Origin of the sequence: Microbispora sitophila (assembly GCF_014892245.1) — a bacterium.
GTDB lineage: Bacteria > Actinomycetota > Actinomycetes > Streptosporangiales > Streptosporangiaceae > Microbispora > Microbispora siamensis.
Genome location: NZ_JADBGC010000009.1, coordinates 307027 through 333490 on the forward strand (window position 1 = coordinate 307027; position 26464 = coordinate 333490).

The following is a 26464-nucleotide window of genomic DNA, read 5'->3' on the forward strand; positions in this document are numbered from 1 at the left end:
TCGCGGCCGGGGAAGCCGCCCGTGCCCGCCTCCCTGTGATCAGTCGTCGTGGTGGGCGCGGAACTTGACGATCCGCCCGGTCGCGATCGCGACGTAGACCTCGTACTCCCGGTGGCTCTTGCGCAGCTCGACCTTCCAGGTGCGGTGGCCGTGCTCCCACTCGCGTTCGACCTCGGTCACCCGCGCGCCGGGCACCCGCCTCGTCGCGATCGCGATCGCCTGGCTCCGGGTGACCGAGGTCTGGGAGACGGAAGCGGAGGCGTTCGCGGAGAGAGGGGCGGGCACGGCGGCGGCGACGGCGGTTCCCCCGGCGGCCAGAGCGGCGACGGTGACGGCGGCGGCGAGAGCGATCTTCGTTGTCTTTCTCATGCCCCGAGGTTCGCAGCGATCATGCTAGGGCCGCGCTAAGCGATCCCTAAAGCGTGGTTTTCCCTCTGCTCGTCGCGGACTCGAACCGTCGGACCGCGGTCGGGCCCGCACGACCGGGGCTGTGAATGCCTGTCACCTGGCGGTGAACACAGCGGCGTAGACGCCGTTCTCCATGTCGACGCTGACCGGGTACAGCCCCTTGGCCGCCATCTCGTCGAACCGCTTCTGGTACTGGGCGGCGCTCATTCCGTGGAAGGCGTACCAGGTGCGGATCCCGTCCTTCACCCAGACGGTGGAGTACGTCTTGCCGTCAGGACCGACCGCTATGACGGACGGCCGATATCCGGCCCTGACCCTGTCATCGAACCGGGACTGATAGGCGGATGCCGGCACGGAGAGGGTGTAGTTCCAGGCGACGCCCGCCGGGTTGGCCACCCAGACCGCCACATAGCGCGGGTCGGACGCCGTACCGTACACGTTGACCGAGACGGGGATGAAACCCTTGGTGTTCAGCATGTCGAAGCTGATCGCCTCGAACTCGCCGGCGCTGATGCCGTGGCGGGCGACGAACGTGCCCGCCTTCTTCTCGAAGATGGCGGCGAACGTGGCGGCTGACCCGCTGCCGGTCGCGCTCACCACGCTGGGCTGGTAGCCGTCAGAGGTGAGCTGGTCGAACAGCCTCTGGTATCCGCCGGTATAGCCACCGGTGGCTCCGGTGGCGTTGACCACCCGCTTGAGCCACTGGGGGCCGGGCCTGCTGTCCCAGAACATCGCGTATCTTTCCTGAGAATCCTGAAGCCCGACCGATATGGCCACCGGGCGCAACGTCTTGTGCGTGTTCCGAATGAACTTGTCACGGCGGTAGGAGTCGAGGTGGTTCAGGCCGTGGTAGGCGCGGTACTGATACGGGGCGCCGGCGCTGGTGCCCGCCGACGCCGGCGGCGCGACCGCCGGAAGAGCGGCCAGGACCATCGCGGCGGCTACCGTGATCTTCCGTGGAGTGCGCATCGTCTCTCCCATCGCCGAGGATCGGGCCCGAGCGCCCCAGTGGCATCGCGGTCGTGGCCACGGCTCCCAAGTTAGGCGCGCGAGCGGCTGCGAGTGATCCGTGTCAGCACGGACATCGGTCCCGGTGCCAGCCCCGGCCCGGCCGCGCGAGGCTCATGGGCGTCCTGGTCCGGATCCGCGGCCTTCGAACCGCCACACGGCCTCACCCGGGAACAGGGCCCGAGCCCAAGAGCAGGCGCACCTCGGCGCCCCCGAGGTCCGATCGGCCGACGGCCAGGGAGCCCCCCGAGTCCTCGGCCACACGGCGGGCGATGTCCAGCCCGAGCCCCGTCGAGCCCGCGCCGCTCTCCCCGCGTCGCGGCGGATCGCCGGGGCCGAAGCCGGGCCCGGCGTCCGAGACCGTCAGGGTCACCGCCTCACCCGGCCCGGAGGCCAGGCGCACGCGGAAGGACGTCCCGTCGGAGGTGTGCGCGAAGACGTTGCCGAGGAGCGCGTCGACGCAGTCGGCCAGGTCCTCGGCCGGGACCGCCACCGGCAGCGGGCCGGGCGCGAGGTCGAGCGCGAAGGTCCTGGACTGGTCCTCCGCCAGCACCGACCAGAACTCCACTCTGCCGCGCACCACCGCGACGGCGTCGCAGGAGGCCCGTTCCCGCGACCGCCGCCGCACATCGTTGATCACGGCCGTGACCGCCCGCTCCAGCGCGTCGACGCGGGCCTCCATCCTGGCCGCCTCGCCGGGGTCGGCCAGCGACTCCGCTTCGAGCCGCAGGCCGGTCAGAGGGGTGCGGAGCCGATGGGAGACGTCCGCCACCATCTCGCGCTCCTCGGCGAGCAGGTCGGAGATGCGTCCCGCGAGGTGGTTGAGGGCCAGGCCCGCCGTACGGACCTCGGGCGGGCCCTGCGGGGTCGCCCTGGCGGTCAGGTCGCCCTTCGCGAGGCGGTGGGAGACCCGGGCGAGCGCGGTGGTGGGCCGCACGACCGCGCGGGCGAGACGGTCGGCGACCAGGATGCCGACCCCCACCAGGGCGACCCCGAGGACCAGCAGCGCGAGCCACGTCCGGTGGACACCGCGGTCGAGGTCGTCGTCGCCGAGGAAGGCGCGGACGACGGCGGTGCCGCCCGGCGCCCCCTGCACCGCCACCAGGATCTCCCTGCCGCCCGGCACGGCAGCGGTCAGGCTCCGGCCGCGTGCGGCGAGATCGACGGCGCGGGTGCGGGCCGCCACGGCCCCGAGCACACGGCCGTCCGCGAGGAAGACCGTGACGGGGTGCCCGCTCGACGCCCCTGCCTGCTCGGCGGTCAGCCGCAGCGTCTCCTCGTCCACCGCGCCGACGGCCACCGCGACGGACTCGGCGGCCCGGGTCGCGGAGGCGACGGCCTCGCTGTGCGCCACCGACCGCACCAGCAACGCCAGCGGCACCAGCAGCGACACCAGGACGAGCGACGTGGTCGCCGCGACGAGGGCCGCGAGCCAGCGCCTCATCGGCTCACTCCCCGGGCGAAGGCGGCGCGGTCAGGCGCACGCCCACCCCGCGGACCGTCTGGAGATAGCGCGGCCGCTGGGCGGTCTCGCCGAGTTTGCGGCGCAGCCAGGACAGGTGGACGTCGACCGTCTTGTCGGTGCCCCCGTAGGGGATGCGCCAGACCTCGGTGAGCAACTCACGCTTGGTGACGACCTGCCCGGCCCGGGACGCCAGATAGTGCAGCAGGTCGAACTCCCGCGGCGTCAGGTCCAGTGCCGCGCCGTCGAGCGTCGCCTCCCTGCTGCCCGGGTCCACGCGCAGCGTCCCCACCGTCAGGGAGGTGTCCGTACGCCCGGTGTCGATCCGGCGCAGCACGGCGCGGATGCGTGCGTCGAGTTGCGCGGCGCTGTAGGGCTTGACCACGTAGTCGTCCGCGCCGGCGTCGAGCAGGCGGACCATGTCGGCCTCCCCGTCCCTGGCGGTGGCGACGATGACCGGGACGCGGCTCACCGCACGGAGCATGCGCAGCAGGTCGGCGCCGTCCATGTCGGGCAGGCCGAGGTCGAGCACGATCAGGTCGGGGCGGTCCTCGACGGCCGATCGCAGGCCGTCGAGGGCGGTGGAGGCGGAGGAGACGGCATGGCCGCGATCGCGCAGGCTCCTGGTGAGGGAGGTGCGGATGGGGGCGTCGTCTTCGATGAGCAGCACGCTTGGCATTTGAGCGCTACGGTAGCCGCCCGACGAAAGCGGCATAAGTCCGTTATCCGGGCCTTAGCAATCCCTTAGCGTTCGCGGTGGGAGAGTGGGCGGCGTGAACAGCCGCCTCGTATTCGCCGTCGCCGGGTGGCTCCTGGCCGCCGCCCTCGCCACCGGCACGGGCGTCGCGGTGCTCGGCCTGCTCGGCCGGCCGCTCACCGGCCAGGCGGAGCGGCCGATGACGGCAGAGGAGATCCGCCTCGCGCTCGCCCGGGACACCCCCGGCCCGCCCTTCCCGGCCTCCACCCCCGCCGGTGCGACCCCGGCGGGCTCATCCGGCGGCGAGACGCCGGATGCCGCGACGGGACGCAGGCTCGTCTCCACCGGCGCGGGCAGCCTGATCGCCCGATGCGACGGCGGGCTGGTCCGGCTCCAGTCGTGGACCCCGGCGCAGGGCTTCGAGGTGGACGACGTCGACCCGGGGCCGGACGACCGCGCCCGGGTGAAGTTCGAGTCGGACGAGGGCAGGCTCGAGATCGAGGTTCGCTGCGCCGGCGGCGTGCCGGTCCCCCGGGTCACCCGGCACGACGACTGACCGGGTCACCGGCCGGCGCCGCTTCCTCTCAGCCCTCGCCGGTGAGGGCGGCGACGAGGTCGGCGGCCGTACGGCACCGGTCGAGCAGGTCGCCCACGTGCGCCTTGGTGCCGCGCAGCGGCTCCAAGGTCGGCACGCGCTGCAGCGACTCGCGGCCGGGGATGTCGAAGATGACCGAGTCCCAGGAGGCGGCGGCGACCGACTCGCTGTACTGCCGCAGGCACCGGCCGCGGAAGTAGGCCCGGGTGTCGGTGGGCGGCATCTCGACCGCCCGGTCGATGTCCTCGTCGGTCACCAGGCGCTGCATGCGGCCCCTGGCGACCAGCCGGTTGTACAGGCCGCGGTCGGGGCGGATGTCGGAGTACTGCAGGTCGACCAGTTGCAGCCGCGGATGCGACCACGGCAGGTTGTCGCGGGTGCGGTAGCCCTCCAGGATCTCCAGCTTGGCGACCCAGTCGAGCTCCCGGGACAGCTGCATCGGGTCCTCCGCGAGCCGGGTGAGCACCGACTCCCAGCGGTTGAGCACGTCCTTGGTGAGGTCGTCCACGCCCGAGCCGAAGCGGTCCTCGACGTACTTGCGGGCCTGCTCCAGGTATTCCATCTGCAACTGCACGGCGGTCATCTTCCGCCCGTTGCGCAGCGCGATCTCGTACTTGCAGGTGGGGTCGTGGGAGACCGCGCGCAGCGCCGCGACCGGCGACTCGGGGGTCAGGTCGATGGTGAGGAACCCCTCCTCGATCATCGCCAGGACCAGCGCCGTCGTGCCGAGCTTCAAATATGTCGAAATTTCCGACATGTTGGCGTCGCCGATGATCACGTGCAGCCGCCGGTACTTCTCGGGGTCGGCGTGCGGCTCGTCCCGGGTGTTGATGATCGGCCGCTTGAGCGTGGTCTCCAGCCCGACCTCGACCTCGAAGAAGTCGGCCCGCTGGCTGATCTGGAAGCCCTCGCCACGCGAGTCCTGCCCGATGCCGACCTTGCCCGCGCCGCAGACGACCTGCCGCGACACGAAGAACGGCGTCAGGTGCCTGACGATGTCGGCGAAGGGCGTCGCGCGGCGCATGAGGTAGTTCTCGTGGCAGCCGTACGACGCGCCCTTGGCGTCGGTGTTGTTCTTGTAGAGCTGGATGGGGGCGTTGCCGGGCATGGAGGAGGCCCGCACGGCGGCGTCGTACATCACCCGCTCCCCCGCCTTGTCCCAGATCACCGCGGCCCGGGGGTTGGTGCACTCGGGCGTGGAGTACTCCGGGTGCGCGTGGTCGACGTACAGGCGCGCGCCGTTGGTGAGGATCACGTTGGCGAGCCCGAGGTCCTCGTCGGTGAGCTGGCTCTGGTCGGCCACCTCACGGGCCAGGTCGAATCCCCGGGCATCGCGGAGCGGGTTCTCCTCCTCGAAGTCCCACCGGGCCCGGCGAGCCCGGGCGGCCGACGCCGCCAGGTACGCGTTGACGACCTGTGAGGAGGTCACCATCGCGTTCGCTCCCGGTTGACCGGGCACGGCGATGCCGTACTCGGTCTCGATGCCCATCACCCGCCGAACCGTCATTCGCACCCCGCCTGTTTCAGGCCGTCGTAGTCATATCCGAGCCTAGCCCTTTCTCTATGCCCTGCTACCGAACAGTTACGGCACAGATGCCTCGGGACTTTGCGCCGGAATGGCCGTCGCAGTCCGGGAGGTACCCCCGCGGCCCCGGGGACGGGACCTCCGGGAGCGGTCGAGCAGGGCCCCCAGCCTGGCACGAAGCCAGCGCTGACCGGGCTTGTCGACCATACGGTAGATCAGATACGCGAGCCCGATCGAGACCGCCATCGTGATCGCGACCAGCGGCCACGGGTCGATCACGTCCCGGTACGCGGGGATCACGACGGCCGAGACCGTCTGGTGCAGGAGATAGAGCGGATACGTGAGGGCCCCGAGGGCGACCAGGCGACGCCAGCGCACCCACCGCAGCCAGCCGAGGGCGACCGCGGCCATCAGGAGGTAGACGACCGTGATCGCGACGACGACCGCCTCCGGAGGCGCCGGGTAGCGCGCGATGCCGACCAGGCGCACCCGCTCCCCCACGCGCTCCATGGCGGCGTACAGGGACATCCCGTAGCCGGCGGCCACGAGCAGCCATGGGACGAGAGCCCCCGAACGCACCCCGAAGCGGTGGATCAGGAAGAAGGCCATGCCCGCGATGAAGTACGGCGCCTGCCGCGGCATGAAGACGAAGACGAGCGTCTCGTTCTGGGTGAACTCGGCCAGCAGCGCCAGGCCGAACCAGGCCGCCAGGAACACCAGGCAGCGCCGCAGCGTGATCCCCACGAGGGAGAACAGCGCCACGAGGACGTAGAACCGCAGTTCCACCCAGAGGGACCAGAAGACGCCGCCGGCGTGGCCCACGCCGAACGCCCCCTGGAGCATGGTCAGGTTGAGCAGGTACTCGCCGTCTTCGAGCTTGGGGTCGAATCCGGCGACCCCGCTGAAGCGATACATGATGAAGATCACGAGCACGGCGAACCAGTACGCCGGGTACAGCCGCGACACCCGGGAGACGGCGAACTCGCCGACCGTGTGCCCCCAGACGCTCATCAGGATGACGAACCCGCTGATGAGGAAGAACAGCTCCACGCCGAGGATGCCCAGGGTGGTGAGGCGGGCGACCGGCTCGAACAGCTTGGTGGGGTACTCGTCCCACAGGGATCTGCTGGCCGCCATGAAGTGGAAGGCCATGACGGCGAACGCGGCCACGAAGCGCAGGACGTCGAGCTCGACCAGGCGGCGGCCCTTGGCGTCCGCGGCGGCGCCCCGCGCCGGGACCGCGTCCCGCGCGGCCGAGGCCGGAGCGGACTGCCGCACGGGCTGTCTCACAGGCTGTCCCACAGCGGTCATCCGCGCGAGCCAAGGAAGATCATGCCCTCTTTGACGTGATCACTCCGGGTTTCGGTTCCCTCGGATCACGATCGTCACGGAAGGTCGCTTTTGGCCCGCCTACTGCCACCCTGTCCGTGTGCCGGTCTCGGAAAGAGCCCGGAAAGCCGGAGGAGCGGCGCGATCCGGGATCGCGCCGCTCCTCGATGGCACCGGTCCGGCCGGAGCCGGGGTGTTACAGGTACTGGCCGGTGTTGGCGACCGTGTCGATCGACCGCCCGGCCTCGGTGCCCTGCTTGCCCTGCACGAGCGTGCGGATGTAGACGATCCGCTCGCCCTTCTTGCCGGAGATGCGGGCCCAGTCGTCGGGGTTGGTGGTGTTGGGCAGGTCCTCGTTCTCGGAGAACTCGTCCACGCAGGCGGCCAGCAGGTGCGAGATCCGCAGGCCCTTCTGCCCGGTGTCGAGGAACTCCTTGATGGCCATCTTCTTGCCCCGGTCCACGATGTTCTGGATCATGGCGCCGGAGTTGAAGTCCTTGAAGTAGAGGACTTCCTTGTCGCCGTTGGCGTAGGTCACCTCGAGGAAGCGGTTCTCCTCGCTCTCGGCGTACATCCGCTCGACGACCCGCTGGATCATCGCGGCGATCGTGCCCTCGCGGCTGCTGCCGTGCTCGGCCAGGTCGTCCGGGTGCAGCGGCAGGTCGCTGACGAGGTACTTCGAGAAGATGTCCTTCGCCGCCTCGGCGTCGGGCCGCTCGATCTTGATCTTGACGTCCAGGCGGCCGGGCCGCAGGATCGCCGGGTCGATCATGTCCTCGCGGTTGGAGGCGCCGATGACGATGACGTTCTCCAGGCCCTCGACACCGTCGATCTCCGAAAGGAGCTGGGGAACGATGGTGTTCTCGACGTCGGAGGACACACCGGAGCCGCGGGTGCGGAAGATCGAGTCCATCTCGTCGAAGAACACGATCACCGGGGTGCCCTCGGACGCCTTCTCACGCGCCCGCTGGAAGACCAGGCGGATGTGCCGCTCGGTCTCGCCGACGTACTTGTTGAGAAGCTCGGGGCCCTTGATGTTCAGGAAGAAGCTCTTGCCGGACTGGCCGGTCTTCTCCGCGACCTGCTTGGCCAGGGAGTTGGCCACCGCCTTGGCGATGAGCGTCTTGCCGCAGCCGGGCGGGCCGTACAGCAGCACGCCCTTCGGCGGCCGGAGCTTGTGCTCGCGGAACAGGTCGGCGTGCAGGTAGGGCAGCTCGATGGCGTCCCTGATCTGCTCGATCTGCCGGCCGAGGCCGCCGATCTCCTCGTAGGAGATGTCGGGGACCTCCTCGAGGACGAGCTCCTCCACCTCGGACTTGGGGATGCGTTCGTAGACGTAGTTGGAACGGGGTTCGAGCAGGAGGGAGTCGCCGGCCCGCAGCGGCTGGTCCAGCAGCGAGTGGGCGAGCTTGACGACCCGCTCCTCGTCGGCGTGCGAGATGACGAGCGCGCGGTCGCCGCTCTCCAGCAACTCCTTGAGCATCACGATCTCGCCGACGTCCTCGTAGCCGAGGGCCTCGACGACGTTGAGCGCCTCGTTCAGCATGACCTCCTGGCCACGCTTGAGCGAGTCGACGTCGACCGCCGGACTGACGTTCACACGGAGCTTGCGCCCGCCAGTGAACACCTCGATCGTGCCGTCATCCCTGGCCTCGAGGAAAACACCGAATCCGGACGGCGGCTGTGCCAGCCGGTCGACCTCCTCCTTGAGGGCGACGATCTGATCCCTGGCCTCCTTGAGGGTGGAGACCAAACGCTCGTTCTGGCTTGTGAGGGCGGCCACCTGTGCCTGCGCCTCGTGGAGACGCTCCTCGATAACCCTGGCCTGCCGGGGAGACTCGGCCAGCTTCCGGCGCAACGCGGTGATCTCCTCTTGCAGGAAGGAGACCTGTGTTGTGAGATCCGCGACCTCCCGTTCGCGCTGCGCGGCTCGAGCCTCAGCGTCGTCGCGAGCTGCCACGCCCCGTCACCTCCTTCCCCGTCGAGAACGACTACTCAAGACCCTACCTATCTTGGCGCTGTACGTAACCTGGCCGGGCAGTGTTCGTGTAGTTACGTTGGGTGTTCGGCGTTTGATACCTTATGGACCGATTGTTCGGGTCACCATTAGGAACACACCCATATGTTCCCGTGTCACGCGGCTTTGCCGGGTTGTGGCCGAATCGTCACACTTGTTCGATCCCCTCTCCATACGCCCCCTTGGCGGGACGCCTGCGCCGCGGCGGGGGCGTGACACCGTCCGCCATGCGACGGGCCGTGACGAGAAATCCCGTGTGGCCGACCATCCGGTGGTCGGGCCGTACGGCGAGCCCTTCGACATGCCAGTCGCGAACCAGGGTCTCCCACGCGTGAGGCTCGGTGAAACTCCCGTGCTCCCGCAGGGTTTCCACCGTTCTGGACATTTGGGTCGTTGTCGCAACATAGCAGCAAATAACTCCCCCAGGGGTAAGGGACTTCGCCGCCGCGTCAACACACTCCCAAGGCGCGAGCATGTCCAGGACGACGCGGTCGACGTCCGCCTCGTCCAGCGCGTCGACGAAGTCGCCGACCACCAGGCGCCACTGCCCCACCGGACCGCCGAAGAACTTCTCCACGTTCTTGGTGGCCACCTCGGCGAAGTCCGCCCGCCGCTCGTAGGAGGTGACCTTCCCCTCCGGGCCGACCGCGCGCAGCAGGAAGCAGGTGAGCGCGCCGGACCCCACGCCGGCCTCGACCACCCGCGCGCCGGGGAAGATGTCGGCCATGGCGACGATCTGCGCCGCGTCCTTCGGGTAGACCACCGCGGCGCCGCGCGGCATCGACACCGCGTAGTCGGCCAGCAGGTGCCGGAACGCCAGGTAGGCCGTGCCGCCGGAGGACCGCACCACAGAGCCCTCGGGCTGTCCGATCAGGTCGTCGTGCGGGATCGACCCCTTGTGCGTGTGGAAGACGCCGCCCTCTTTCAGCGTCACCGTGTGCCGCTTGTTCTTGGGGTCGGTGAGCTGGACCTGATCTCCGGCCCGGAACGGGCCGTGCCTGCGAAAACCCATGCGGAAAAGGCTAGTGCCGCGACCGACGAGATTTGCCAGGGGCGGGAGCGGCGGAGGCCGGGAAAACACCTGGCCGGTGCGGTGTCACTGCTGGTAACAATGGGACATGTTGCCCCAAGAGGCGATCCCCGCCGGGCCGGCCGTTCTGCGCCTGCCCGCCGAGGGGGACGCCGACCAGATCGCCCGAGCCTGTGCCGACCCCGATATCGCGAGGTTCATCCCCTTCCTCCCCTCGCCATACTCCCGAGACGACGCGCTGGCGTGGATCACCAAGACCGTGCCCGAGATGTGGGAGAACGGCGGTGCCGGCTTCGTCGTCGCGGACCCGGTCACGGACGAGATCCTCGGGACCGCGGGGCTCAAGCCGCCGGACCGCTTCGGCGCCTCCGAGGTGGGCTACTGGCTGGCACCGTGGGCCCGGGGGCGCGGCGTCGCCACGGCCGCAGTGCGGACGCTCGCCGAGCGGGCCTTCGCCCGGGGCGTCCCCCGGATCGGGCTGCTCGCCGACGTGGAGAACGTCACGAGCCAGCAGGTCGCCTTGCGGTGCGGCTTCGCCTTCGAGGGCGTGCTGCGCGGGGCCGGCACTCCCCGGGGCGGCACCCCCGCCGACGTCGCCGCGTTCGGGCGGCTGAGCACCGACCCCGGCGACCCGATCACGCCCTTCCTGCCGTTCTTCCCCGGGGGCTTCCCCCACGGGTCGCTCACCGACGGCGTCGTCCGGCTCACGCCGCTGACCACCGCCGACGCCGCCGACTACTTCGCGCTGGCGTCCGTGCCGGACGTGATGGACTCGCACGTGCCGCCCGGACAGCCGGAGTACGCGGGCAGCGAGATCGTGTGCCGGTACGCGGGGCACCGGTGGCTGATCGGGCAGCGGGCGGACATCGCCATCAGGGACGCGGGGACCGGCGAGTACGCCGGGGACATCCAGCTCACCGGCGTCATCCCGCCGCTCGGCCAGGCGATGCTCGGCTACAGCCTCCGTCCGGAATTCCGCGGCAGGGGCCTGGTGACGCGGGCGGCGAACCTGCTGGTCGAGTGGGCGTTCGCGAACACGCCGCTGCGCCGGATCATCGCGGGGACCACGCCGGACAACGTCTCGTCGCACCGCGTGCTCGAACGGGCGGGCTTCGCCCGGGAGTACCTGGTCGAGGGGCTGCTGCCCGGCCCCGGGGGGACCCGCCTGGACGACGTCCAGTGGGCCAGGACACGCCCCTGAGGCCTCGGAGCGGAACGGACCTCCCGCGCTCGGGCGCCGCCCGGAACCCGGTGCCCGAGCGCGGGGCCGTCCGCGGCTCGAGACGCCCGTCGGGCGTCCCGGCCACGCCGGTGCCGGCCGCTCCCTCAGTCGGCTCCGTACGCGGCCCTCAGCTTGGCGAAGGCGGCGTCGGTGCCCTGGAGCGCCCGGTCGATCTCCTCGTCGGTGTGGGCGGCCGACAGGAACCAGTTGTGCCAGGGATGGAGGTAGACCCCCTCCTCCAGGCAGGCTCCGGCCCAGGCGATGCCCTTCTCCAGGGTGTCGTCGCCCTCGAAGGACAGCCACGGCACCTGCACCGGGCCGGTCTGGCGGACCACGAAGCCGTGCGCCGCCGCCTGGACGGCGAGGCCCTCGCGCAGCCGGGTCCCGGCCCGGTGCATGAGCGCGACGCCGTCGGTCTCGCGCAGGATCTCGATCGTCGCCTTGGCCGCGGCCATGGCGGTGGCAGAGAACCAGAAGGAACCGGTCGAATACAGCGTCTGGGCCGCCCCGCGCAGCGCGTCGGTCCCGGTGAGCGCCGCGATGGGGAAGCCGTTGGCCATCGCCTTGCTCCAGGCCGTCAGGTCGGGGCGCACGCCGAGCGGCTCCCACGAGCCGCGCAGGTCCAGCCGCCACCCGGCGCGTACGTCGTCGATGACCAGCGCCGCGCCGATCCGGTCGGCCAGCGCCCGCACGCCCCGGGCGAACTCCCCGTCGGCGTGCTCCTGGTCCTCGAACGAGTCGTGTTTGAACGGGGTGACCAGGATGGCGGCGACGTCGCCGTCCGCCTGCGCCGCGGCGGCCTCGGCACTGGCCAGGTCGTTGTAGGTGAACTCGATCGTGTCGGCCCGCTGGTTGGGGGTGACGCCCGACAGGCCGGGCGTGCACCAGGGGTCGGCGCCGTGGTAGGCGCCGTGGGCGACCAGCGCCTTCGTCCTGCCCGTCGCCGCCCTGGCCACCATCAGGGCCTGGGTGGTGGCGTCGGTGCCGTTCTTGGAGAACATGGCCCAGTCGGCGGAGGGGATGAGGTCCACCAGCAGTTCGGCGAGCTCCACCATGACCGGGCCGGGGCCGTTCAGGCAGTCGCCCTCCGCCTGCTGCGCCGCGGCGGCGGCCTCCACTCGCGGATTGCGGTGGCCGACGATCATCGGCCCCCAGCTGCACATCAGGTCGACGTACTCGCGGCCGTCGGCGTCCCACTGCCGGGCGCCCTCGGCGCGGACGAAGAACTGGGGGTAGCGGTCCCCGTGCAGGGCCGCGTTGAGGTGGCCGTACATGCCACCGGGGATGACCTTCGCGGCACGGGCCCGCAGGGAGGCGTCGAGGGACATGGGCGGCACTCCTGAGGTCGGGGAAATCGGCGAGGTGAGGGGCCGGGGTCAGGCGTCCGGGCCGGGGTCTTCGGGAACGGAGCCGTCCAGGCCGGCGTCGGAGCCGAGGCCGCCCGCGACCCGGGCGGCGACGGCGGTGCCGAGGCGGGCGGCGCCGAGGACGTCCCGGCCGCGCAGCAGTCCCGCGGCGAATCCGGCGCAGTACGCGTCGCCGCAGCCTGTGGTGTCGACCACCGGCACGTCCAGGGCGGGCACGCGGGTGACCCCGCCGGCGGTGGCCACGAGGCTGCCGGCGGCTCCCAGGGTGACGATCACGCCCTTCGGGCCCTCGGCGAGCAGCGCGGCCGCGGCCTCCTCCGGCGTCGGCGCTCCGCTCAGCATGAGCGCCTGCTCCTCGTTCGGCAGGAGGTAGTCGACGTGGGGCAGGAACGCGCGGACGCCGGGCATGAGGTCGGGCATGTTCGACAGCAGGTCCAGCGTGACGGCCGTGCCGCCCTCGCGGGCCTTGTCGAGCAGCGCGAAGAAGGCGGGGTCGTGCAGGCCCCAGGTGACGTCCATACCGCCGAGGTGCACCACCTTCGCGGCGGTGAGACGGTCCGCGTCGAGGTCGGCGGTCGCCAGGCCCAGGTTGGCCCCGGGCACGTGGAACGAGGGCCGTCCGCCGTCGGGACGGATGGGCAGGATCGAGGCCGCCGTCTGCTCCCCCGGCCTGCGCACCACGCCGCTCACGTCCACACCGTGCCGCGCCATGATCATCAGGAGGAAGTCGCCGAGCTCGTCGTCGCCGACGGCGCCCATCGAGGCGACCGGCACGCCGATCTTCGCCAGGGCCACGGCCGTGCCCGCGGCCGCGCCGGCCGCGGTGATGCGGATCTGCTCAAGCAGGTGGGTGTCCTGACCGGCCGGGATGGACTCGACCGGGCGGGCCAGGACGTCGACGATATGCACGCCGACCGTCACTACCGTCATGAGCGGATAATAGACGGGCGCTCGACTAAAATGTCAACCGAGGTGGTGGACCATGCCGAAGATCGTCAATCACGAGGAGCGCAGGGGCGAGGTCGTCGCGGCGGCCCGCCGGATCATCCTGCGCGAGGGCATCGAGGCCGCGACGACGCGGGCCATCGCCAAGGAGGCCGGCTACTCCAACGGGGTGCTCACGCACTACTTCGCCGACAAGGACGAGATCCTGCTGTCGGCCCTGGAGGCGTCCCATCGCCGGATCGCCGACCGGCTGCGGGAGAAGCTGTCGGGCCGCACCGGACTGGCGGCGCTGCGCGAACTGCTGCTCGACAACGTGCCCCTGGACGACGAGCGGGCCGGGGAGACCGGGCTGGAGGTGGGCTTCTGGGGGCGCAGCCTGACCAGCCCCGCGCTGCTGGAGGTCCAGCGGCGGGAGGCCGCCGAGCTCCGCTATCTGGTGACGAGCCTGCTCAGATGCGCCGCCGAGGCCGGTGAGATCCGTACGGACGAGGACCAGGAGGACGTCGCGGAACGGCTGCTGGCGCTCGTGGACGGGCTGAGCGTCCACCGGCTGCTGTATCCGGCGCACGTCACCGGCGAGCGGCTGGAGCGGCTGATCCTGAGCGAGATCGACCGGCTCCGCCCCTGATCCGGCCGCCGGGAGCAGGTGACCCCGGCGGCCTCGGGGTTCGTCAGGCGTTGCGGTGGGCCTCGTACCGCATCGTGCGCGAGACGCCGACACGCACGGTCGTGCCGGGCAGGATCGGCACCGGCTCGTTCGGCGGGATGTCGTAGAAGTTGGGGTCGCCGGGCGGCTGGATCTGGGTGCCGTTCACCGAGCCCAGGTCGAGCAGGTTGACGTCCCAGTTGTCCAGGAAGACCCGCAGGTGGCGGCGCGACACCGAGCCGTCGGGGCTGGTGACCCTGGCCGGCCTGGCCTCGCCCGACTGCACCTCGGGCGCGCGCTCGGGGTCCCGGCCCAGCAGGTAGTCGGCCTCCAGCGGCAGCGCCATGCCGTCGTCGAGCACCAGCACGCCGAGCACCGGCCGGGGCCCCTTGTAGGGCACCACCGCCCGCTGGTCGATGGGGATGCCGCAGACCGCGCAGTAGGGCGCGCGCGGGTCGTTGAAGTGGTCGTTCTTGCAGTCGACGCCGTAGACCATCGGCCGCTGCTCCGGCTCGGGCGCCGCGTCCATCTGGGTCGCCTCGCCCGGCTCCTCGTCGGCGGATGCCTGCGGCACCGGCTCGAACGGCCCGCTCGGCGGGCCGTCCGGCCCGCCGTGGTCATGCGGCCCGCCCAGGTCGTACGGGGGGTTCAGGTCGTGCGGGGCGCCGCGGTCCTCGGCGGGCTCGGGCAGCGGGGGCATCGGCTGCGGTCCCGAGTGGTGCAGCGGCCCCGGGTCGGAGAGAGCGGGCGGCAGCGGCGGCAACGGCTGGGAGACGTGGGACGGCGGCTGTACGGGCGGCGGCGCGAGCGGCTGGGACGACCCCGGGGACGACGCCCCCTGCTCGGCCGACGGCCCGCCACCGGGCATCGGACCGGACGGGAACGGCGGCACGGGCGGCGGGGGCACGGGCGACGGCACTACGGGCCCGCGCGGGGCGATCGGCTCCGGAGCGCCGATGGGCGGGGGCTGGACGCCCTGCTGTCCTTGCTGCTGCGGCTGGGGCGGGCGCGGGGGCAGCGGCGGGAAGGCGAGGTCGCCGTGCCGGGTGAAGTCGCACTCCAGCCCGGCCCCGGTGACCACACCGCCGTCCAGCCTGGCGTACGGGCTCGACGGGCCCGCTCCGGGCAGGCGCAGCTCGACCCGGGACACCGGGCCGTTGACGAGACGGTCGGTCCAGGTCAGCGCGTCGTGCCCGGCGAGGCGGACCTCGCCGTCGGGCCCGCCCGACACGGTCGCGTACGCGGCCCCGCTGACCAGCACGGCCACGCCGCCCCCGGCCGGCCCGGCGACCGCACAGGCCACCGGCTCACCGCCGAGCGACCTGTCCATGGCGCGCGCGAGGACCTGGGCCACCCGCCGGGCCAGCGCCCGGCCGTCCCCGCCCGTCGTGGCGGTCTCGCTCAGCGCACCCAGCAGGTCCTCGACCGGCTGGTCGCCGCCGGTGCCGCACACGAGCAGCAAACCGTTCAGATGGGCGACCACGCCCTCCCCCGGCAGCGGGCGGACCACCCCCACGCCCTGTTCCGTCACAGAAGTTCTCCCTCCGGAAACGCCACCGGATGACCGGCACCATCGCCGGCACGCCATGTGCCGGATCGATCACCCCAGAAAGTAGCAAAAAAGAGTGGTGAACCGGCCTGCCGGAGCCCGCGGCGGGCGGCCGGACGGCACCCCGCCCCGGTCTCGATCAGCACCCTAGTCCCCGGCGACGCCGCGCTCACACGCCGCTGAACATGCGGTTGACGTCGGCGGTGGCGAGCACGCCGTAGATCTCGCCGCCCCGCTCGACGAGCAGGTATTCCGGCGCCGGGGTCTCCCGCATGGCGTCGAGCAGGGACTCCCCCTCCAGATCGGCGCCGAGCACGAGCGAGGGCTCCAGGGAGCGGGACAGGGCGCCGACGTTCACCCACGGCCTGCGCTGCTCCGGAGTGGCGTTGACCGCCGCCTCGTTGACGATGCCGACCGGCCGCCCGTCGTGGTCGACCACCACCATGGCCCCCGCCCCCGCCTCCCGCGCCCGGCGCAGGCCCTCCGACAGCGGCACCTCGGCGGTGACCGGGATCGCCCGGCGGGCCAGCACCCGGGCCCGCAACTGCGGCAGCCGGGCCCGTACGCGGGCCACCCGCAGCGACTGGGAGGCCCCGAGCCAGATGAACGACGCCAGCACCACTGTCCAGAGCATGCTTCCGACACCGGGCTCCTGCCCGGCCATCAGGTTCATCAGCAGCGGCACCACGACCACCGCGATCGCGACGCCGCGGCCGACCCACGCGGCGGCCATCGTGCCGGTGCCCGCGTCGCGCTTGACCTTCCACACGGCGGCCCGCAGCATCCGGCCGCCGTCGAGCGGCAGTCCGGGGAGGAGATTGAAGATCCCCACGATCAGGTTGGACGACCAAAGCTGCCAGATCAGCACCGGCACGAGCCCGTCGGGCGGGTGCAGGAACATGGACAGCGGATCGACGGGACCGGTCACGAACGCGACCGCGGACACCACGTAACCGATCGTCGCAAGGCCCAGCGAGAGCAGGGGCCCGGCGAGCGCGACGTTGAACTCCCGGCCCGCCGTCTCGGGCTCACGTTCGATCTCCGAGACGCCGCCGAGCATGTAGAGGGTGATCCTGCGCACGGGAAGGCCGTAGTACTTGGCGACGACGCAGTGCGCCAGTTCATGGAGCAGGACCGAGGCGTAGAGCAGGACGGCGAAGACCAGCGCCACCGCGGAGCTGCCGATGAGCCCGTATCCGGGAAGACTGGCGGCGAAGACCGGCTGAAAGCTGTAGGTGATGAACGCCGCCACGATGAGCCAGGTGGGTGAGACGTAGACCGGGATGCCGAACGGCCGTCCCATCCGCAGTCCGGTGGACTCCTTGACCGGTGTGCTCATGTGGCCGCCTTCCCCTCCCACGCCCCTCGATGCTACGCGCCGGGCCGTGAGGTCAGCCTAAGAGCTCGCCCACCCCTCGCGCACCGTGTGATCGTCCCGGTGCGCCGGCCGGGACGGCGGCCGGCGGACCGGCACGGCGACCGATGCGGATTCCCGCGTGTCGAGGGTAAAGATTCGCACATACTTTCGCGGCGCGTGGGTCACCCCCGCTCTCCTGGGTAGTCGGGCGCACATGGGCCTGCGCGCACGTCTGTTCGACAGCATGACCAGCGCCCTGACGACGACGCTGCTCATGCGCATCGGATGGCTGGCGCATCGGCTCGTCCGGCCCGAGCCCGCCCTCGTCGAGCGGTTCCGCCGGCGCCTCGACGAGATCAACAGCGGTGACGGCAGCGGGCGGATCCAGAAGCCGGAGCACCACACGGGACTGGCCCCGCTGGCCGAGAGCATCAACGCCACCCTCGACCACGCCGCTCGGTGCTCCCGGTTCGCCTCCGACGTCTCGCACGAGCTCCGCAGCCCCCTCACCGCCCTGCGGGTGAGGCTCGAGGAGGCGCAGCTTCACATTCCGGAGACCGACCTGGACGAACTGCTCCGCGAGGGCCTGCGGGACGTCGACCGGCTGGAATCCATCATCGACGACCTCCTCACGCTGTGCCGCCTGCGGGCGGGGATCGCGACCACCCGGCCGCGCCCGGTCGACGTCTCCGAGGTGGTGAAGGAGGACGTCTCGCGGCAGAGCGGACCCGTCCCGGTCCTGCTCCGGCTCCAGCCCGGCGTGTACGTGAACGGCGTGCCGACACAGCTCGGCCGGATCCTGCTCAACCTGCTGAGCAACGCCCAGCGGCACGCCAGGCGATCGATCGTCGTCACCGTGCGGCGTGATCGTGACATCGCGGAGATGGCCGTCGACGACGACGGGGACGGGGTGCCGCCCGCCGATCGGGAGCGGTTCTTCGAGCGGTTCGTCAGGTCGGAGAAGTCGCTCCGCGTCGATCCTCACGGCGCCGGGCTCGGTCTGGCGATCTGCCGGGAGATGGCCTCGGCGCACGGCGGCACCATACACATCGAGGACTCCCCCGCCGGCGGCGCGCGCTTCGTGGTCCGGCTGCCCGCCATCGATCCGGTGAGGCGCGATGTGCCGGTACTCGCCGCCGCGGGGGCGGGCTCGGCCTGAGCCCGCCACGGCGCGCATGGAGAGGTGCGGGAGCGTTCTGTCGGCCCGGTGTCCTACAGTTCGGGCATGACCCTCGCCGAAGAGCGCGCCGTCATCGGGGCGCTTTCCCCCTCCCGGGCCGGTGACTTCATGACCTGCCCCCTGCTCTACCGGTTCAGGGTGATCGACCAGCTCCCCGAGCGGCCCTCGGCCGCCGCGGTCAGGGGCACGCTCGTTCACGCCGTGCTGGAACGGCTCTACGATCTGCCCGCGGAGGCGCGGACGGTCGCCGCCGCCCAGGATCTGCTGGAGCCCCAGTGGCGGCGGCTGCTCTCCGAGGAGCCCGACTACGCGGGGCTGTTCGAGGACGACGAGGAGCGGGACGCCTGGCTGACGCAGGCCCGCGGCATGGTCGAGCGTTACTTCACGCTGGAGGACCCCCGGCGGCTGGAGCCCGCCGAGCGGGAGATGTACGTCGAGGTCGTGCTCGACAGCGGGCTGCTGCTGCGCGGCTACATCGACAGGCTCGACGTGGCCCCGACCGGCGAGATGCGGGTCGTGGACTACAAGACGGGCACGGCGCCGGGGCGCGAGTGGGAGGCCAAGGCGCTGTTCCAGATGAAGTTCTACGCGTTGGCGCTGTGGCGGCGCAGCGGCCAGGTCCCCCGGATGCTCCAGCTCATGTACCTGGGCAACGGCGAGATCGTCCGTTACGTCCCCGACGAGGCGGACCTGCGGGCGACCGAGCGCAAGGTCGAGGCGCTCTGGGCGGCCATCGAGCGCGCCGTGCGCACCCGCGAGTGGCGCGCCCGCCGTTCGCGGCTGTGCGACTGGTGCGACCACCAGGCGCTGTGCCCGGAGTTCGGCGGCACTCCGCCGCCCGTGCCCGACCGCGAGCCCGGGCTCTCCGCCCGCGTCAGCAGAAGGTCGGCCAGCGACGAACTGTGACCCCCGGGGAACTCCTCCGTGGGGAGGAGGCCGGATATCCCTCCCGGGCAGGGTGGACGCGGGCGGCGAACGCCTAGATTTGGTTCGTGCGCACCACCCCCGGCAGTACGCGGTCCTGGCTTCGGGCTCATCCCCTGGTCTCCGACTCGATCCTCGCGGTGGTGCTGACGACCGCGTCCCTGTGGTGGATCGCCTCGACCGGCCCCGGTGAGGGAGCCGGGTGGCTGCGGTCCGTCCCGCCGCACCCGGCGGACGCGCTGAACCTGATCCTCGCGGCGGCCTGCACGCTGCCCGTGGCCCTGCGGCGTAGCCGGCCCTTCGTGCTGCTGGTGGCCACCTGCGTCCCCCAGGCGGCGCTGGACGCGCTCCACTACGACCCCGGCCTGAGCGAGTTCGGGGGGCTCGTCCTGCTCTACTCGGTGGCCGTCTGCCGGGGGCTGGCGCTGAGCCTGGCCGCCCTCGTCGTCTCCTTCTCCTCCTACGTCGCCGGCGTCGTCGCCGGGGTCATCGCCCCGTCCTGGACCGACCACGTCGTCGTCACCGCCGTCCTGCTGCTGTGCTGGGTGTGCGGCCGGGCGGTGCGGCTGCGCCGCGCCTACCTCGCGGAGCTGGTGCAGCGGGCCGACCGGCTGGAGCGCGCGCGGGAGGCCGACACCAGGGCCGCCAGGGCCGAGGAGCGCTCCCGCATCGCCCGGGAGCTGCATGACGTCGTCGCCCACCACGTCAGCGTGATGACGGTCCAGGCCGCCGCGGCCCGCAAGATGCTCGACACCAAGCCCGACGTCGCGCGGGACGCCCTCACCGCCATCGAGGAGATGGGCCGTACGGCGATGGCGGAGATGCGCAGCATCGTCGGCGTGCTGCGCACCGACGGCCCGGCCGAGCGCGGGCCGCAGCCGGGCATGCACGACCTGCCCGCGCTGGTGGAGCAGATGCGCGAGGCGGGGCTGCGGACCCAGCTGTGGATCGAGGGCGAGCGGCGCGGCCTGCCGCCCGGGGTGGACCTGGCCGCCTACCGGCTCGTGCAGGAGGCGCTGACCAACAGCCTGCGGCACGCCGGGCCCGCCGCCCGCGCCTGGGTCACCGTACGGCACGAGCCGAACGAGCTGAGCGTCCACGTCGAGGACGACGGGCGCGGCGCGGCGGAGGAGTCGGTGCGGATCGGGGGCAAGGGACACGGCCTCGTCGGCATCCGCGAGCGTGTGGCGCTCTATGGTGGAGTTCTGCGGATCGGTCCCCGCGCCGGGGGCGGGTTCGAGGTCCGCGCCCAGTTCCCCCTCAAGTAGAGCCCCTTCAAGGACAGACCATGACGATCAGGGTGTCCCCCTCCACCCGGCGGTCCACCGCCCATCCCAGGACGGACGCATCATGACGATCCGGGTGTTGCTGGTCGACGACCAGCCGCTGCTGCGCACCGGGTTCCGGTTCATCCTGGAGGCGGAGCCTGACGTCACCGTCGTGGGCGAGGCGGGCGACGGCGCGGTGGCCATGGAGCAGTCCCGGGCCCTGCTGCCCGACGTGGTGCTCATGGACGTCCGCATGCCCGGCACCGACGGCATCGAGGCGACCCGCCGCATCGTGCGGGAGGCCGCGCCAAGCGCCCACGTGCCGAAGGTGCTCGTGCTGACCACGTTCGACCTGGACGAGTACATCGTGGAGGCGCTGCGCGCGGGCGCGAGCGGGTTCCTCCTCAAGGACGTGCCGCCGGACGAGCTGGTCCAGGCGATCCGCGTGGTGGCGGCCGGCGACGCGATCGTGGCGCCGAGCGTCACCCGGCGGCTGCTGGACAGGTTCGCCACCCGGCTGCCCCCCGCCCACCAGCAGGCCACCCCCGCGCGGCTCGACCGGCTCACCGAGCGCGAGCTGGAGGTGCTGCGCCTGATCGCGAAGGGCATGTCGAACGCCGAGATCGCCGCCCAGCTCGTGGTCAGCGAGACGACCGTGAAGACCCACGTGGGCAACGTGCTGACCAAGCTGGGGCTGCGCGACCGCGTCCAGGCGGTCGTGCTCGCGTACGAGACCGGCCTGATCGTCCCCGGCGCCTTCTCCTGACCTTCGGCCTACGACCACGGGAGGAGCGAGGCGGGCCCGGTCCTCCCGTGGTCGTGGGCGAGAGCCGTACGGAAGGCCGATGCCGGGCGGGGGCGCGCCCCGGTACCGTCGTGACAGGGGCGTGGCCGAGGTGGCGGAACACGCCCCGCCGGTACGGCTCCCGCGGACCGTCTGGGGGGAAAGACGGCGGGGGCCGTACCGGCGGAAAGACTCAGTCCGCGGGCGCGGCGGCCGTCTCCTGCGGGGCCGCGGCCGCGCCGCCAAGCGGGGCGTTCTCGGGGAAGTGGCAGGCCACCTGGTGGCCGGGGGCGAGCGTCTCCAGCGGCGGCTCGACCTGCTTGCAGATCTCCTGCGCCTTCCAGCAGCGGGTGTGGAACCGGCAGGCGGGCGGCGGGTTGAGCGGGGAGGGCACGTCGCCCTGCAGCCGGATGCGCTCCCGCTCCTTGCGCCGCTTGGGGTCCGGGATCGGGACCGCCGACAGCAGCGCGTTGGTGTACGGGTGCATCGGCGACTCGTACAGACCCTTGCGGTCGGCGATCTCGACGATCTTGCCGAGGTACATCACCGCGACGCGGTCGCTGATGTGCCGCACCACCGACAGGTCGTGCGCGATCACCACGTAGGTGAGGTCGAGCTCGCTCTGCAGGTCCTCCAGCAGGTTGACGACCTGGGCCTGGATCGACACGTCGAGCGCGGACACCGGCTCGTCCGCGATGATCAGCTTGGGCTTGAGCGCGAGCGTCCTGGCGATGCCGATGCGCTGCCGCTGACCGCCCGAGAACTCGTGCGGGTAGCGGTTGTAGTGCTCGGGGTTGAGGCCGACCAGCTCGAGGATCTCCTGGACCGCCTTCTTGGTGCCCTGCTCGGTCTTGATGCCCTGGATCCGGAACGGCGCGCCCACGATGGCGCCGACCGTGTGCCGGGGGTTGAGCGAGCTGTAAGGGTCCTGGAAGATGATCTGCACGTCCCGGCGGAGCGGACGCATCCGGCCCTGGGACATGTGCGTGACGTCGTTGCCCTCGAACAGGATCTTCCCGCCGGTCGGCTCGATCAGCCGGGTGATGAGGCGTCCGGTGGTGGTCTTGCCGCATCCCGACTCGCCGACCAGGCCGAGGGTCTCGCCCTTCTTCACGTCGAAGCTGATGCCGTCGACGGCCCTGACCGCGCCGACCTGCCGCTTGAGCAGGCCCTTCGTGACCGGGAAGTGCTTTTCCAGCCCCTGTACGGACAGCAAGGGCTCCTCGTTCACGAAGCCTCCAGGTTCGGCTTGATCTCGTTCTCCCAGATGGCGCGCCGCCGCTCGCGCGGCAGGTGGCAGCGCACGAGGTGGCCGCCCTCGGTCTCCAGCAACTCGGGGACCTGCGTGCCGGCCCGCCCGCCCGTACGCTCCTCGAAGGCGCAGCGCGGGTGGAAGGCGCAGCCGGACGGCACGTTGATCAGCGAGGGCGGCGAGCCCTTGATGGGCATCAGCCGCTCGGTCGGCTCGCGGTCCAGCCGCGGCATCGAGCCGAGCAGGCCCCACGTGTAGGGGTGCTCGGGCCGCTCGAAGATGTCGTCGGAGGTGCCGTACTCGACGCACTTGCCGCCGTACATCACGAGGATGTCGTCGGACAGCTCGGCGACGACGCCGAGGTCGTGCGTGATGATGATCAGCGCGGCGTCGAAGTCGCGCTGCAGGTCGCGCATCAGGTCGAGGATCTGCGCCTGCACGGTCACGTCGAGCGCGGTCGTCGGCTCGTCGGCGATCAGCAGCTCGGGGTCGCAGCTCAACGCCATCGCGATCATGGCGCGCTGCCGCATGCCGCCGGAGAACTCGTGGGGGTAGCTGTCCACGCGGCGCTCCGGCTGCGGGATGCCCACCCGGCCGAGCATGTCGATCGCGTGCTTGCGGGCGACCTTCTTGCTGACGTCGTTGTGGATGCGGTAGGCCTCGATGATCTGGTCGCCGACCGTGTAGAACGGGTGCATCGCCGACAGCGGGTCCTGGAAGATCATCGCCATCTTCTTGCCGCGCAGCGTCCGGACGTGCTCCTGGCTGGCGCCGACGAGTTCCTCGCCGTCCAGCCAGATCTCGCCGGAGATGCGGGCGCGCCCGCCCTTGTGCAGGCCGAGGATGCCGAGGCTGGTCACGCTCTTGCCGGAGCCGGACTCGCCGACGATGCCGAGCGTCTTGCCCCGCTCCAGAGTGAACGACAGCCCGTCGACGGACTTGACCAGGCCGTCGTCCGTCGGGAAGTGGATCCGCAGGTCCTTCAGTTCCAGGAAGCTCATCCCAGCCTCACCCTCGGGTCCACGACGGCGTACAGGAGGTCGACGATCAGGTTCGCGAAGACCACGAAGAACGCGGCGACGAGCGTCACACCCATGACCTTCGGCAGGTCCTGGGCGAGGATCGCGTCGATCGCGTACTTGCCCATCCCGGGCAGCGAGTAGGTGCTCTCGGTGAGCACGGCGCCGCCGAGCAGCAGGCCGAGGTCGAGGCCGAAGATCGTGAGGATCGGGGTCAGCGCGCCGCGCAGGCCGTGCTTGACCACGACGGTCCGCTCGTTCAGGCCCTTGGCCCGGGCGGTGCGGATGTAGTCCTCGTTCATCGTCTCCAGCATGCCCGCCCTGGTGAGCCGCGCGTAGCCGGCGGCGTACAGGAAGGCCAGCGTGATCCACGGCAGGATCAGGTTGTAGGCCCACATGGCCGGGTTCTCCTCGAACGGCGTGAAGCTGCCGCCCGGGGCGGTGATGCGGAACGGCGTGCCGTAGCTGAAGACGACCAGCGAGACGATGCCGGTGAAGAAGATCGGCAGTGACACGCCGGCCAGGGCGACGCTCATCGCGGCGCGGTCGAACACGCTGCCGCGTTTCAGCGCGGACAGGACGCCGGTCGCCACACCGGCTATCACCCAGATGACGGCGGCCCCGATGGCCAGCGAGATCGTCACGGGCAGCCGGTCCATCAGGTCGGGCCAGACGGGGAGCCGGGTGAGGAAGGAATATCCGAAGCAGGGCGCGGGGCAGTGCTCCACGCCGGGGCCGTAGTCGTAGTCGGCGCCGGCGACGATGCCCTTGGCGAACCGCCCGTACTGCACGACCAGCGGATCGTTGAAGCCGAGCTTCTCAGCCGCGATCTTGACCTGCTCCGCCGAGGCGGTGCGCCCCACGTAGCGCGCGGCCAGGCTCTCCGAGGTGGCGCCGGCCAGGCGGGGCACCAGGAAGAAGATGCCGAACGTGACGATGCTCACGATGGTGAGCATCGCGGCCGCCCAGATCAGCCGCCGGATGATGTATGTGACCACAGTCCCCCCGGCTCCGGGGGCCGGCCCGGTGGGACCGGCCCCCTTGCCGCGTTCACGCGTCTATCGGATCTGTCTGGTCTCGGCGGACGCTTACTTCACGCCCATGCCGAGGTAGTCGTACATGCCGTACGCCTCGTTGACGAAGATGTTCGTCGCGTTCTTGCTGCGCACGAGCAGGGTCTTCGTCCACACGTTCGGCAGGACGTAGGCGCCCTCCATGACCTTCTTGTCGATCTGGGTCCAGAGCGCGTTGCGGGCCGCGGTGTCGGTCTCCTTCATCGCCTGGTCGATGAGCTTGTCGACCTCGGGGTCGCGAACGCTGATGTTGGAGGAGCCGCCGGTGTCGCGGATGACGCGGCTGTCGACGATCTGCTGGAGGAAGCCGAAGCCGTCGGGCCAGTCGGACATCCAGCCGTTCATGGCCAGGCCGATCTTGTTGTCCTTGGCGTAGCCCGGCTTGCCGGCGTACAGCGCGAAGTAGTCGGCCTGCGGGAACGGCTTGAGCGTGAGCTTGATGCCGACCCGGCCGAGGGACTGCTGCAGCGCCTCGGCGGCCGCCTTCTCCTTCGGCCGCTCGGCCCGGTAGGAGATGTTGGTCTCGAAGCCGTTGGGCTGGCCGCAGGCGGTCAGCGCCTCCTTGGCCTTGGTCAGGTCGCCCTTGTTGTCGGCGCCCGGCGGGTAGAGGTTGAAGTCCTCATGGCCGGGGATCGCCGGCGGCAGCATGCTGGTCGCGATCTGCCCGCCGGAGAACTCGCCGCCCCAGGCGGTCTGGAGGGCCACCTTGTCCGCGGCGTACTCGACGGCCTTGCGGCACTCGATGTTGTCGAACGGCGCGACGTTGCCGTTGATCGAGGTGTACCAGAGGCGGGTGCTGGTCGGGTTGTCGGTGTTCGCCTTCATCGCGGGGTCGGACAGGAGCCGGCCGAGGGCCGCCGGCTGTGCGCCGATGCCCGCGACGTCGACGTCGAGGTCGCCGGCGATGATCCGGTTGTCAATGTCGTCGGCGTTGACGTTGGTGGAGACCTCGTAGCCGTCCGGCAGCGCCTTGCGGTTCGGGTCGGTCGCCGGGTCCCACTGGTCGTTGCGGACCAGCGTGAAGCCCTTGCCGATCTCGTTCTTCTCGAACTTGTACGGCCCGGTGGAGATGATGTGCTCCTTGTACTTCGCGCCGGTGTCCTTGTCCTTGGGGACCGGGATCGTGGCGGGAAGCTGGGCGAAGTAGTCGAAGTTGCTCAGCGGCTGCTTGAGGTGGAAGACGATCGTGTAGTCGTCGGGCGTCTCGATCGCGCTGTCGGTGTTGACGTCCTTGGACTTGTACGCGCCCTTGTAGCCCTTCGGCCAGTCGAGGAAGTCGTTGAAGTAGGTGTACCCGTCGGGGAACACCTCCTTGTCGAACGACCGCTCCACGGCGTACTTCACGTCCTTGGACGTGACCGGGGTGCCGTCCTCGAACTTGATGCCCTTCTTGAGCTTGTACGTCCAGGTCTTGGCGTCGTCGCTCGGCGTGCCCATGTCCTCGGCGAGGTCGGGGACGAGCTGGTTGCCCTCCTTGCCCACGGCGGACTTGAACATCAGCAGCGACCGGCCGTACAGGCGGATGAAGTTCCAGGAGTAGCCGTAGTAGGTGTCGCCCGGGTCGAGGGAGTCCCAGTCACCGCCGTTGGCGAACTTGAGGATGCCGCCCTTCTTGTCCGACGGGTTGACCACCTGCGTCAGAGCGGCGTTGAACTCGCTCTTGGCGTCGGAGCCGGCCGCGGCGCCGCCGGAGGACGACGGCGTGCTGGTGCCCGAACCGCCGCCGCAGGCGGCCACGGCGAGGGCGAGCACGGCGCCGGTGGCCGCCACACCCAGTCTTCTTCTTAGCATTGCAAACCCCTTGGTG

23 protein-coding genes are annotated in these 26464 nt (G+C 71.2%); 7 read left to right on the forward strand and 16 right to left on the reverse strand.

The features are described from left to right. Window positions 1-39: 39 nt before the first annotated feature. The 4 genes from IL992_RS18970 to IL992_RS18985 form a co-directional block, all read right to left on the reverse strand. On the reverse strand, window positions 40-369 hold the full coding sequence (locus IL992_RS18970) for a PepSY domain-containing protein (RefSeq protein WP_079315248.1): 330 nt from the start codon (window positions 367-369) through the stop codon (window positions 40-42). Between the two features lie 132 nt (window positions 370-501). After that, on the reverse strand, window positions 502-1377 hold the full coding sequence (locus IL992_RS18975) for a hypothetical protein (protein WP_193204677.1): 876 nt from the start codon (window positions 1375-1377) through the stop codon (window positions 502-504). Window positions 1378-1579: 202 nt separating this feature from the next. Then, entirely contained in the window at window positions 1580-2860 is a 1281-nt protein-coding gene (locus IL992_RS18980) for a sensor histidine kinase (protein ID WP_193204678.1), read from the reverse strand. Between the two features lie 4 nt (window positions 2861-2864). Further along, entirely contained in the window at window positions 2865-3557 is a 693-nt protein-coding gene (locus tag IL992_RS18985; protein WP_193204679.1) for a response regulator transcription factor, read from the reverse strand. A gap of 94 nt (window positions 3558-3651) precedes the next feature. On the opposite strand from IL992_RS18985, the gene IL992_RS18990 reads away from it, so the two are divergent. Continuing rightward, window positions 3652-4131: a septum formation initiator gene (locus IL992_RS18990; RefSeq protein ID WP_193204680.1), complete on the forward strand. Its 480-nt coding sequence runs from the start codon at window positions 3652-3654 to the stop codon at window positions 4129-4131. Between the two features lie 28 nt (window positions 4132-4159). Here the strand turns inward: IL992_RS18990 and dop are convergent, their stop codons facing one another. The 4 genes from dop to IL992_RS19010 form a co-directional block, all read right to left on the reverse strand. Continuing rightward, the gene (gene dop, locus IL992_RS18995) at window positions 4160-5677 is read right to left on the reverse strand and encodes a depupylase/deamidase Dop (protein ID WP_179155174.1); all 1518 of its coding nucleotides are present in this window, start codon (window positions 5675-5677) and stop codon (window positions 4160-4162) included. Window positions 5678-5752: 75 nt separating this feature from the next. Further along, window positions 5753-6985 (reverse strand): acyltransferase family protein, encoded by a 1233-nt coding sequence (locus IL992_RS19000; RefSeq protein WP_319018662.1) that lies wholly within the window; start codon window positions 6983-6985, stop codon window positions 5753-5755. Window positions 6986-7220: 235 nt separating this feature from the next. Next, complete coding sequence (arc, locus tag IL992_RS19005; RefSeq protein WP_193204682.1) at window positions 7221-8984, reverse strand: proteasome ATPase; 1764 nt, start codon at window positions 8982-8984, stop codon at window positions 7221-7223. 205 nt (window positions 8985-9189) lie between these two features. Continuing rightward, window positions 9190-10053, reverse strand: coding sequence for a tRNA (adenine-N1)-methyltransferase (locus IL992_RS19010; RefSeq protein WP_079315254.1), 864 nt, complete (start codon window positions 10051-10053; stop codon window positions 9190-9192). Between the two features lie 106 nt (window positions 10054-10159). Here IL992_RS19010 and IL992_RS19015 point away from each other — a divergent pair, with 106 nt between their 5' ends. Beyond that, window positions 10160-11272: a GNAT family N-acetyltransferase gene (locus IL992_RS19015; protein ID WP_193204683.1), complete on the forward strand. Its 1113-nt coding sequence runs from the start codon at window positions 10160-10162 to the stop codon at window positions 11270-11272. A gap of 125 nt (window positions 11273-11397) precedes the next feature. Here IL992_RS19015 and IL992_RS19020 read toward each other — a convergent pair whose 3' ends face one another. Both IL992_RS19020 and IL992_RS19025 read right to left on the reverse strand, forming a co-directional pair. Beyond that, on the reverse strand, window positions 11398-12621 hold the full coding sequence (locus IL992_RS19020) for an aminotransferase class III-fold pyridoxal phosphate-dependent enzyme (RefSeq protein ID WP_193204684.1): 1224 nt from the start codon (window positions 12619-12621) through the stop codon (window positions 11398-11400). A gap of 48 nt (window positions 12622-12669) precedes the next feature. Beyond that, window positions 12670-13590 (reverse strand): carbohydrate kinase family protein, encoded by a 921-nt coding sequence (locus tag IL992_RS19025; protein WP_193204685.1) that lies wholly within the window; start codon window positions 13588-13590, stop codon window positions 12670-12672. Between the two features lie 52 nt (window positions 13591-13642). On the opposite strand from IL992_RS19025, the gene IL992_RS19030 reads away from it, so the two are divergent. Then, window positions 13643-14233 (forward strand): TetR/AcrR family transcriptional regulator, encoded by a 591-nt coding sequence (locus tag IL992_RS19030; protein WP_193204686.1) that lies wholly within the window; start codon window positions 13643-13645, stop codon window positions 14231-14233. 43 nt (window positions 14234-14276) lie between these two features. Here IL992_RS19030 and IL992_RS19035 read toward each other — a convergent pair whose 3' ends face one another. Next, window positions 14277-15782: an FHA domain-containing protein gene (locus IL992_RS19035; RefSeq protein WP_193204687.1), complete on the reverse strand. Its 1506-nt coding sequence runs from the start codon at window positions 15780-15782 to the stop codon at window positions 14277-14279. A 187-nt stretch (window positions 15783-15969) separates the two neighbouring features. Next, a complete protein-coding gene (locus tag IL992_RS19040) occupies window positions 15970-17139 on the reverse strand; it encodes a site-2 protease family protein (protein WP_193204688.1) in 1170 nt (389 codons plus the stop codon). Window positions 17140-17401: 262 nt separating this feature from the next. Here IL992_RS19040 and IL992_RS19045 point away from each other — a divergent pair, with 262 nt between their 5' ends. From IL992_RS19045 to IL992_RS19060, 4 genes are all read left to right on the forward strand, one after another. Beyond that, window positions 17402-18316 (forward strand): sensor histidine kinase, encoded by a 915-nt coding sequence (locus IL992_RS19045; RefSeq protein WP_193204689.1) that lies wholly within the window; start codon window positions 17402-17404, stop codon window positions 18314-18316. A gap of 66 nt (window positions 18317-18382) precedes the next feature. Continuing rightward, window positions 18383-19243, forward strand: coding sequence for a RecB family exonuclease (locus IL992_RS19050; RefSeq protein WP_079315258.1), 861 nt, complete (start codon window positions 18383-18385; stop codon window positions 19241-19243). A gap of 86 nt (window positions 19244-19329) precedes the next feature. Continuing rightward, window positions 19330-20529, forward strand: a complete 1200-nt coding sequence (locus IL992_RS19055) for a sensor histidine kinase (protein WP_193204690.1) — start codon at window positions 19330-19332, stop codon at window positions 20527-20529. A gap of 82 nt (window positions 20530-20611) precedes the next feature. Then, window positions 20612-21295: a response regulator gene (locus IL992_RS19060; RefSeq protein ID WP_193204691.1), complete on the forward strand. Its 684-nt coding sequence runs from the start codon at window positions 20612-20614 to the stop codon at window positions 21293-21295. A 211-nt stretch (window positions 21296-21506) separates the two neighbouring features. On the opposite strand, the gene IL992_RS19065 is transcribed toward IL992_RS19060, so the two are convergent. The 4 genes from IL992_RS19065 to IL992_RS19080 form a co-directional block, all read right to left on the reverse strand. Continuing rightward, window positions 21507-22544, reverse strand: coding sequence for an ABC transporter ATP-binding protein (locus IL992_RS19065; RefSeq protein WP_193204692.1), 1038 nt, complete (start codon window positions 22542-22544; stop codon window positions 21507-21509). Next, window positions 22541-23566: an ABC transporter ATP-binding protein gene (locus tag IL992_RS19070; RefSeq protein WP_193204693.1), complete on the reverse strand. Its 1026-nt coding sequence runs from the start codon at window positions 23564-23566 to the stop codon at window positions 22541-22543. The genes IL992_RS19065 and IL992_RS19070 overlap by 4 nt, the downstream gene beginning before the upstream one ends. Beyond that, window positions 23563-24582 carry an ABC transporter permease gene (locus tag IL992_RS19075; protein ID WP_193204694.1) on the reverse strand — a complete coding sequence of 340 codons (1020 nt, stop codon included), beginning with the start codon at window positions 24580-24582 and terminating at the stop codon, window positions 23563-23565. Before IL992_RS19075 ends, IL992_RS19070 begins: the two co-directional genes overlap by 4 nt. Before the next feature lie 90 nt (window positions 24583-24672). Next, window positions 24673-26448, reverse strand: a complete 1776-nt coding sequence (locus IL992_RS19080) for an ABC transporter substrate-binding protein (protein ID WP_193204695.1) — start codon at window positions 26446-26448, stop codon at window positions 24673-24675. Window positions 26449-26464: the final 16 nt, after the last annotated feature.

Bases quoted from the DNA above. Each gene is read 5' to 3' on its own strand.
- IL992_RS19050 (WP_079315258.1), top strand. From the start codon at position 18,383: ATGACCCTCGCCGAAGAGCGCGCCGTCATCGGGGCGCTTTCCCCCTCC.
- IL992_RS18985 (WP_193204679.1), bottom strand. From the start codon at position 3,557: ATGCCAAGCGTGCTGCTCATCGAAGACGACGCCCCCATCCGCACCTCC.
- IL992_RS19025 (WP_193204685.1), bottom strand. From the start codon at position 13,590: ATGACGGTAGTGACGGTCGGCGTGCATATCGTCGACGTCCTGGCCCGC.
- IL992_RS19010 (WP_079315254.1), bottom strand. From the start codon at position 10,053: ATGGGTTTTCGCAGGCACGGCCCGTTCCGGGCCGGAGATCAGGTCCAG.
- IL992_RS19015 (WP_193204683.1), top strand. From the start codon at position 10,160: ATGTTGCCCCAAGAGGCGATCCCCGCCGGGCCGGCCGTTCTGCGCCTG.
- IL992_RS18970 (WP_079315248.1), bottom strand. From the start codon at position 369: ATGAGAAAGACAACGAAGATCGCTCTCGCCGCCGCCGTCACCGTCGCC.
- IL992_RS19040 (WP_193204688.1), bottom strand. From the start codon at position 17,139: ATGAGCACACCGGTCAAGGAGTCCACCGGACTGCGGATGGGACGGCCG.
- IL992_RS18975 (WP_193204677.1), bottom strand. From the start codon at position 1,377: ATGCGCACTCCACGGAAGATCACGGTAGCCGCCGCGATGGTCCTGGCC.
- IL992_RS18980 (WP_193204678.1), bottom strand. From the start codon at position 2,860: ATGAGGCGCTGGCTCGCGGCCCTCGTCGCGGCGACCACGTCGCTCGTC.
- IL992_RS19060 (WP_193204691.1), top strand. From the start codon at position 20,612: ATGACGATCCGGGTGTTGCTGGTCGACGACCAGCCGCTGCTGCGCACC.
- dop (WP_179155174.1), bottom strand. From the start codon at position 5,677: ATGACGGTTCGGCGGGTGATGGGCATCGAGACCGAGTACGGCATCGCC.
- IL992_RS19045 (WP_193204689.1), top strand. From the start codon at position 17,402: ATGACCAGCGCCCTGACGACGACGCTGCTCATGCGCATCGGATGGCTG.
- IL992_RS19030 (WP_193204686.1), top strand. From the start codon at position 13,643: ATGCCGAAGATCGTCAATCACGAGGAGCGCAGGGGCGAGGTCGTCGCG.
- IL992_RS19020 (WP_193204684.1), bottom strand. From the start codon at position 12,621: ATGTCCCTCGACGCCTCCCTGCGGGCCCGTGCCGCGAAGGTCATCCCC.
- IL992_RS19070 (WP_193204693.1), bottom strand. From the start codon at position 23,566: ATGAGCTTCCTGGAACTGAAGGACCTGCGGATCCACTTCCCGACGGAC.
- IL992_RS19080 (WP_193204695.1), bottom strand. From the start codon at position 26,448: ATGCTAAGAAGAAGACTGGGTGTGGCGGCCACCGGCGCCGTGCTCGCC.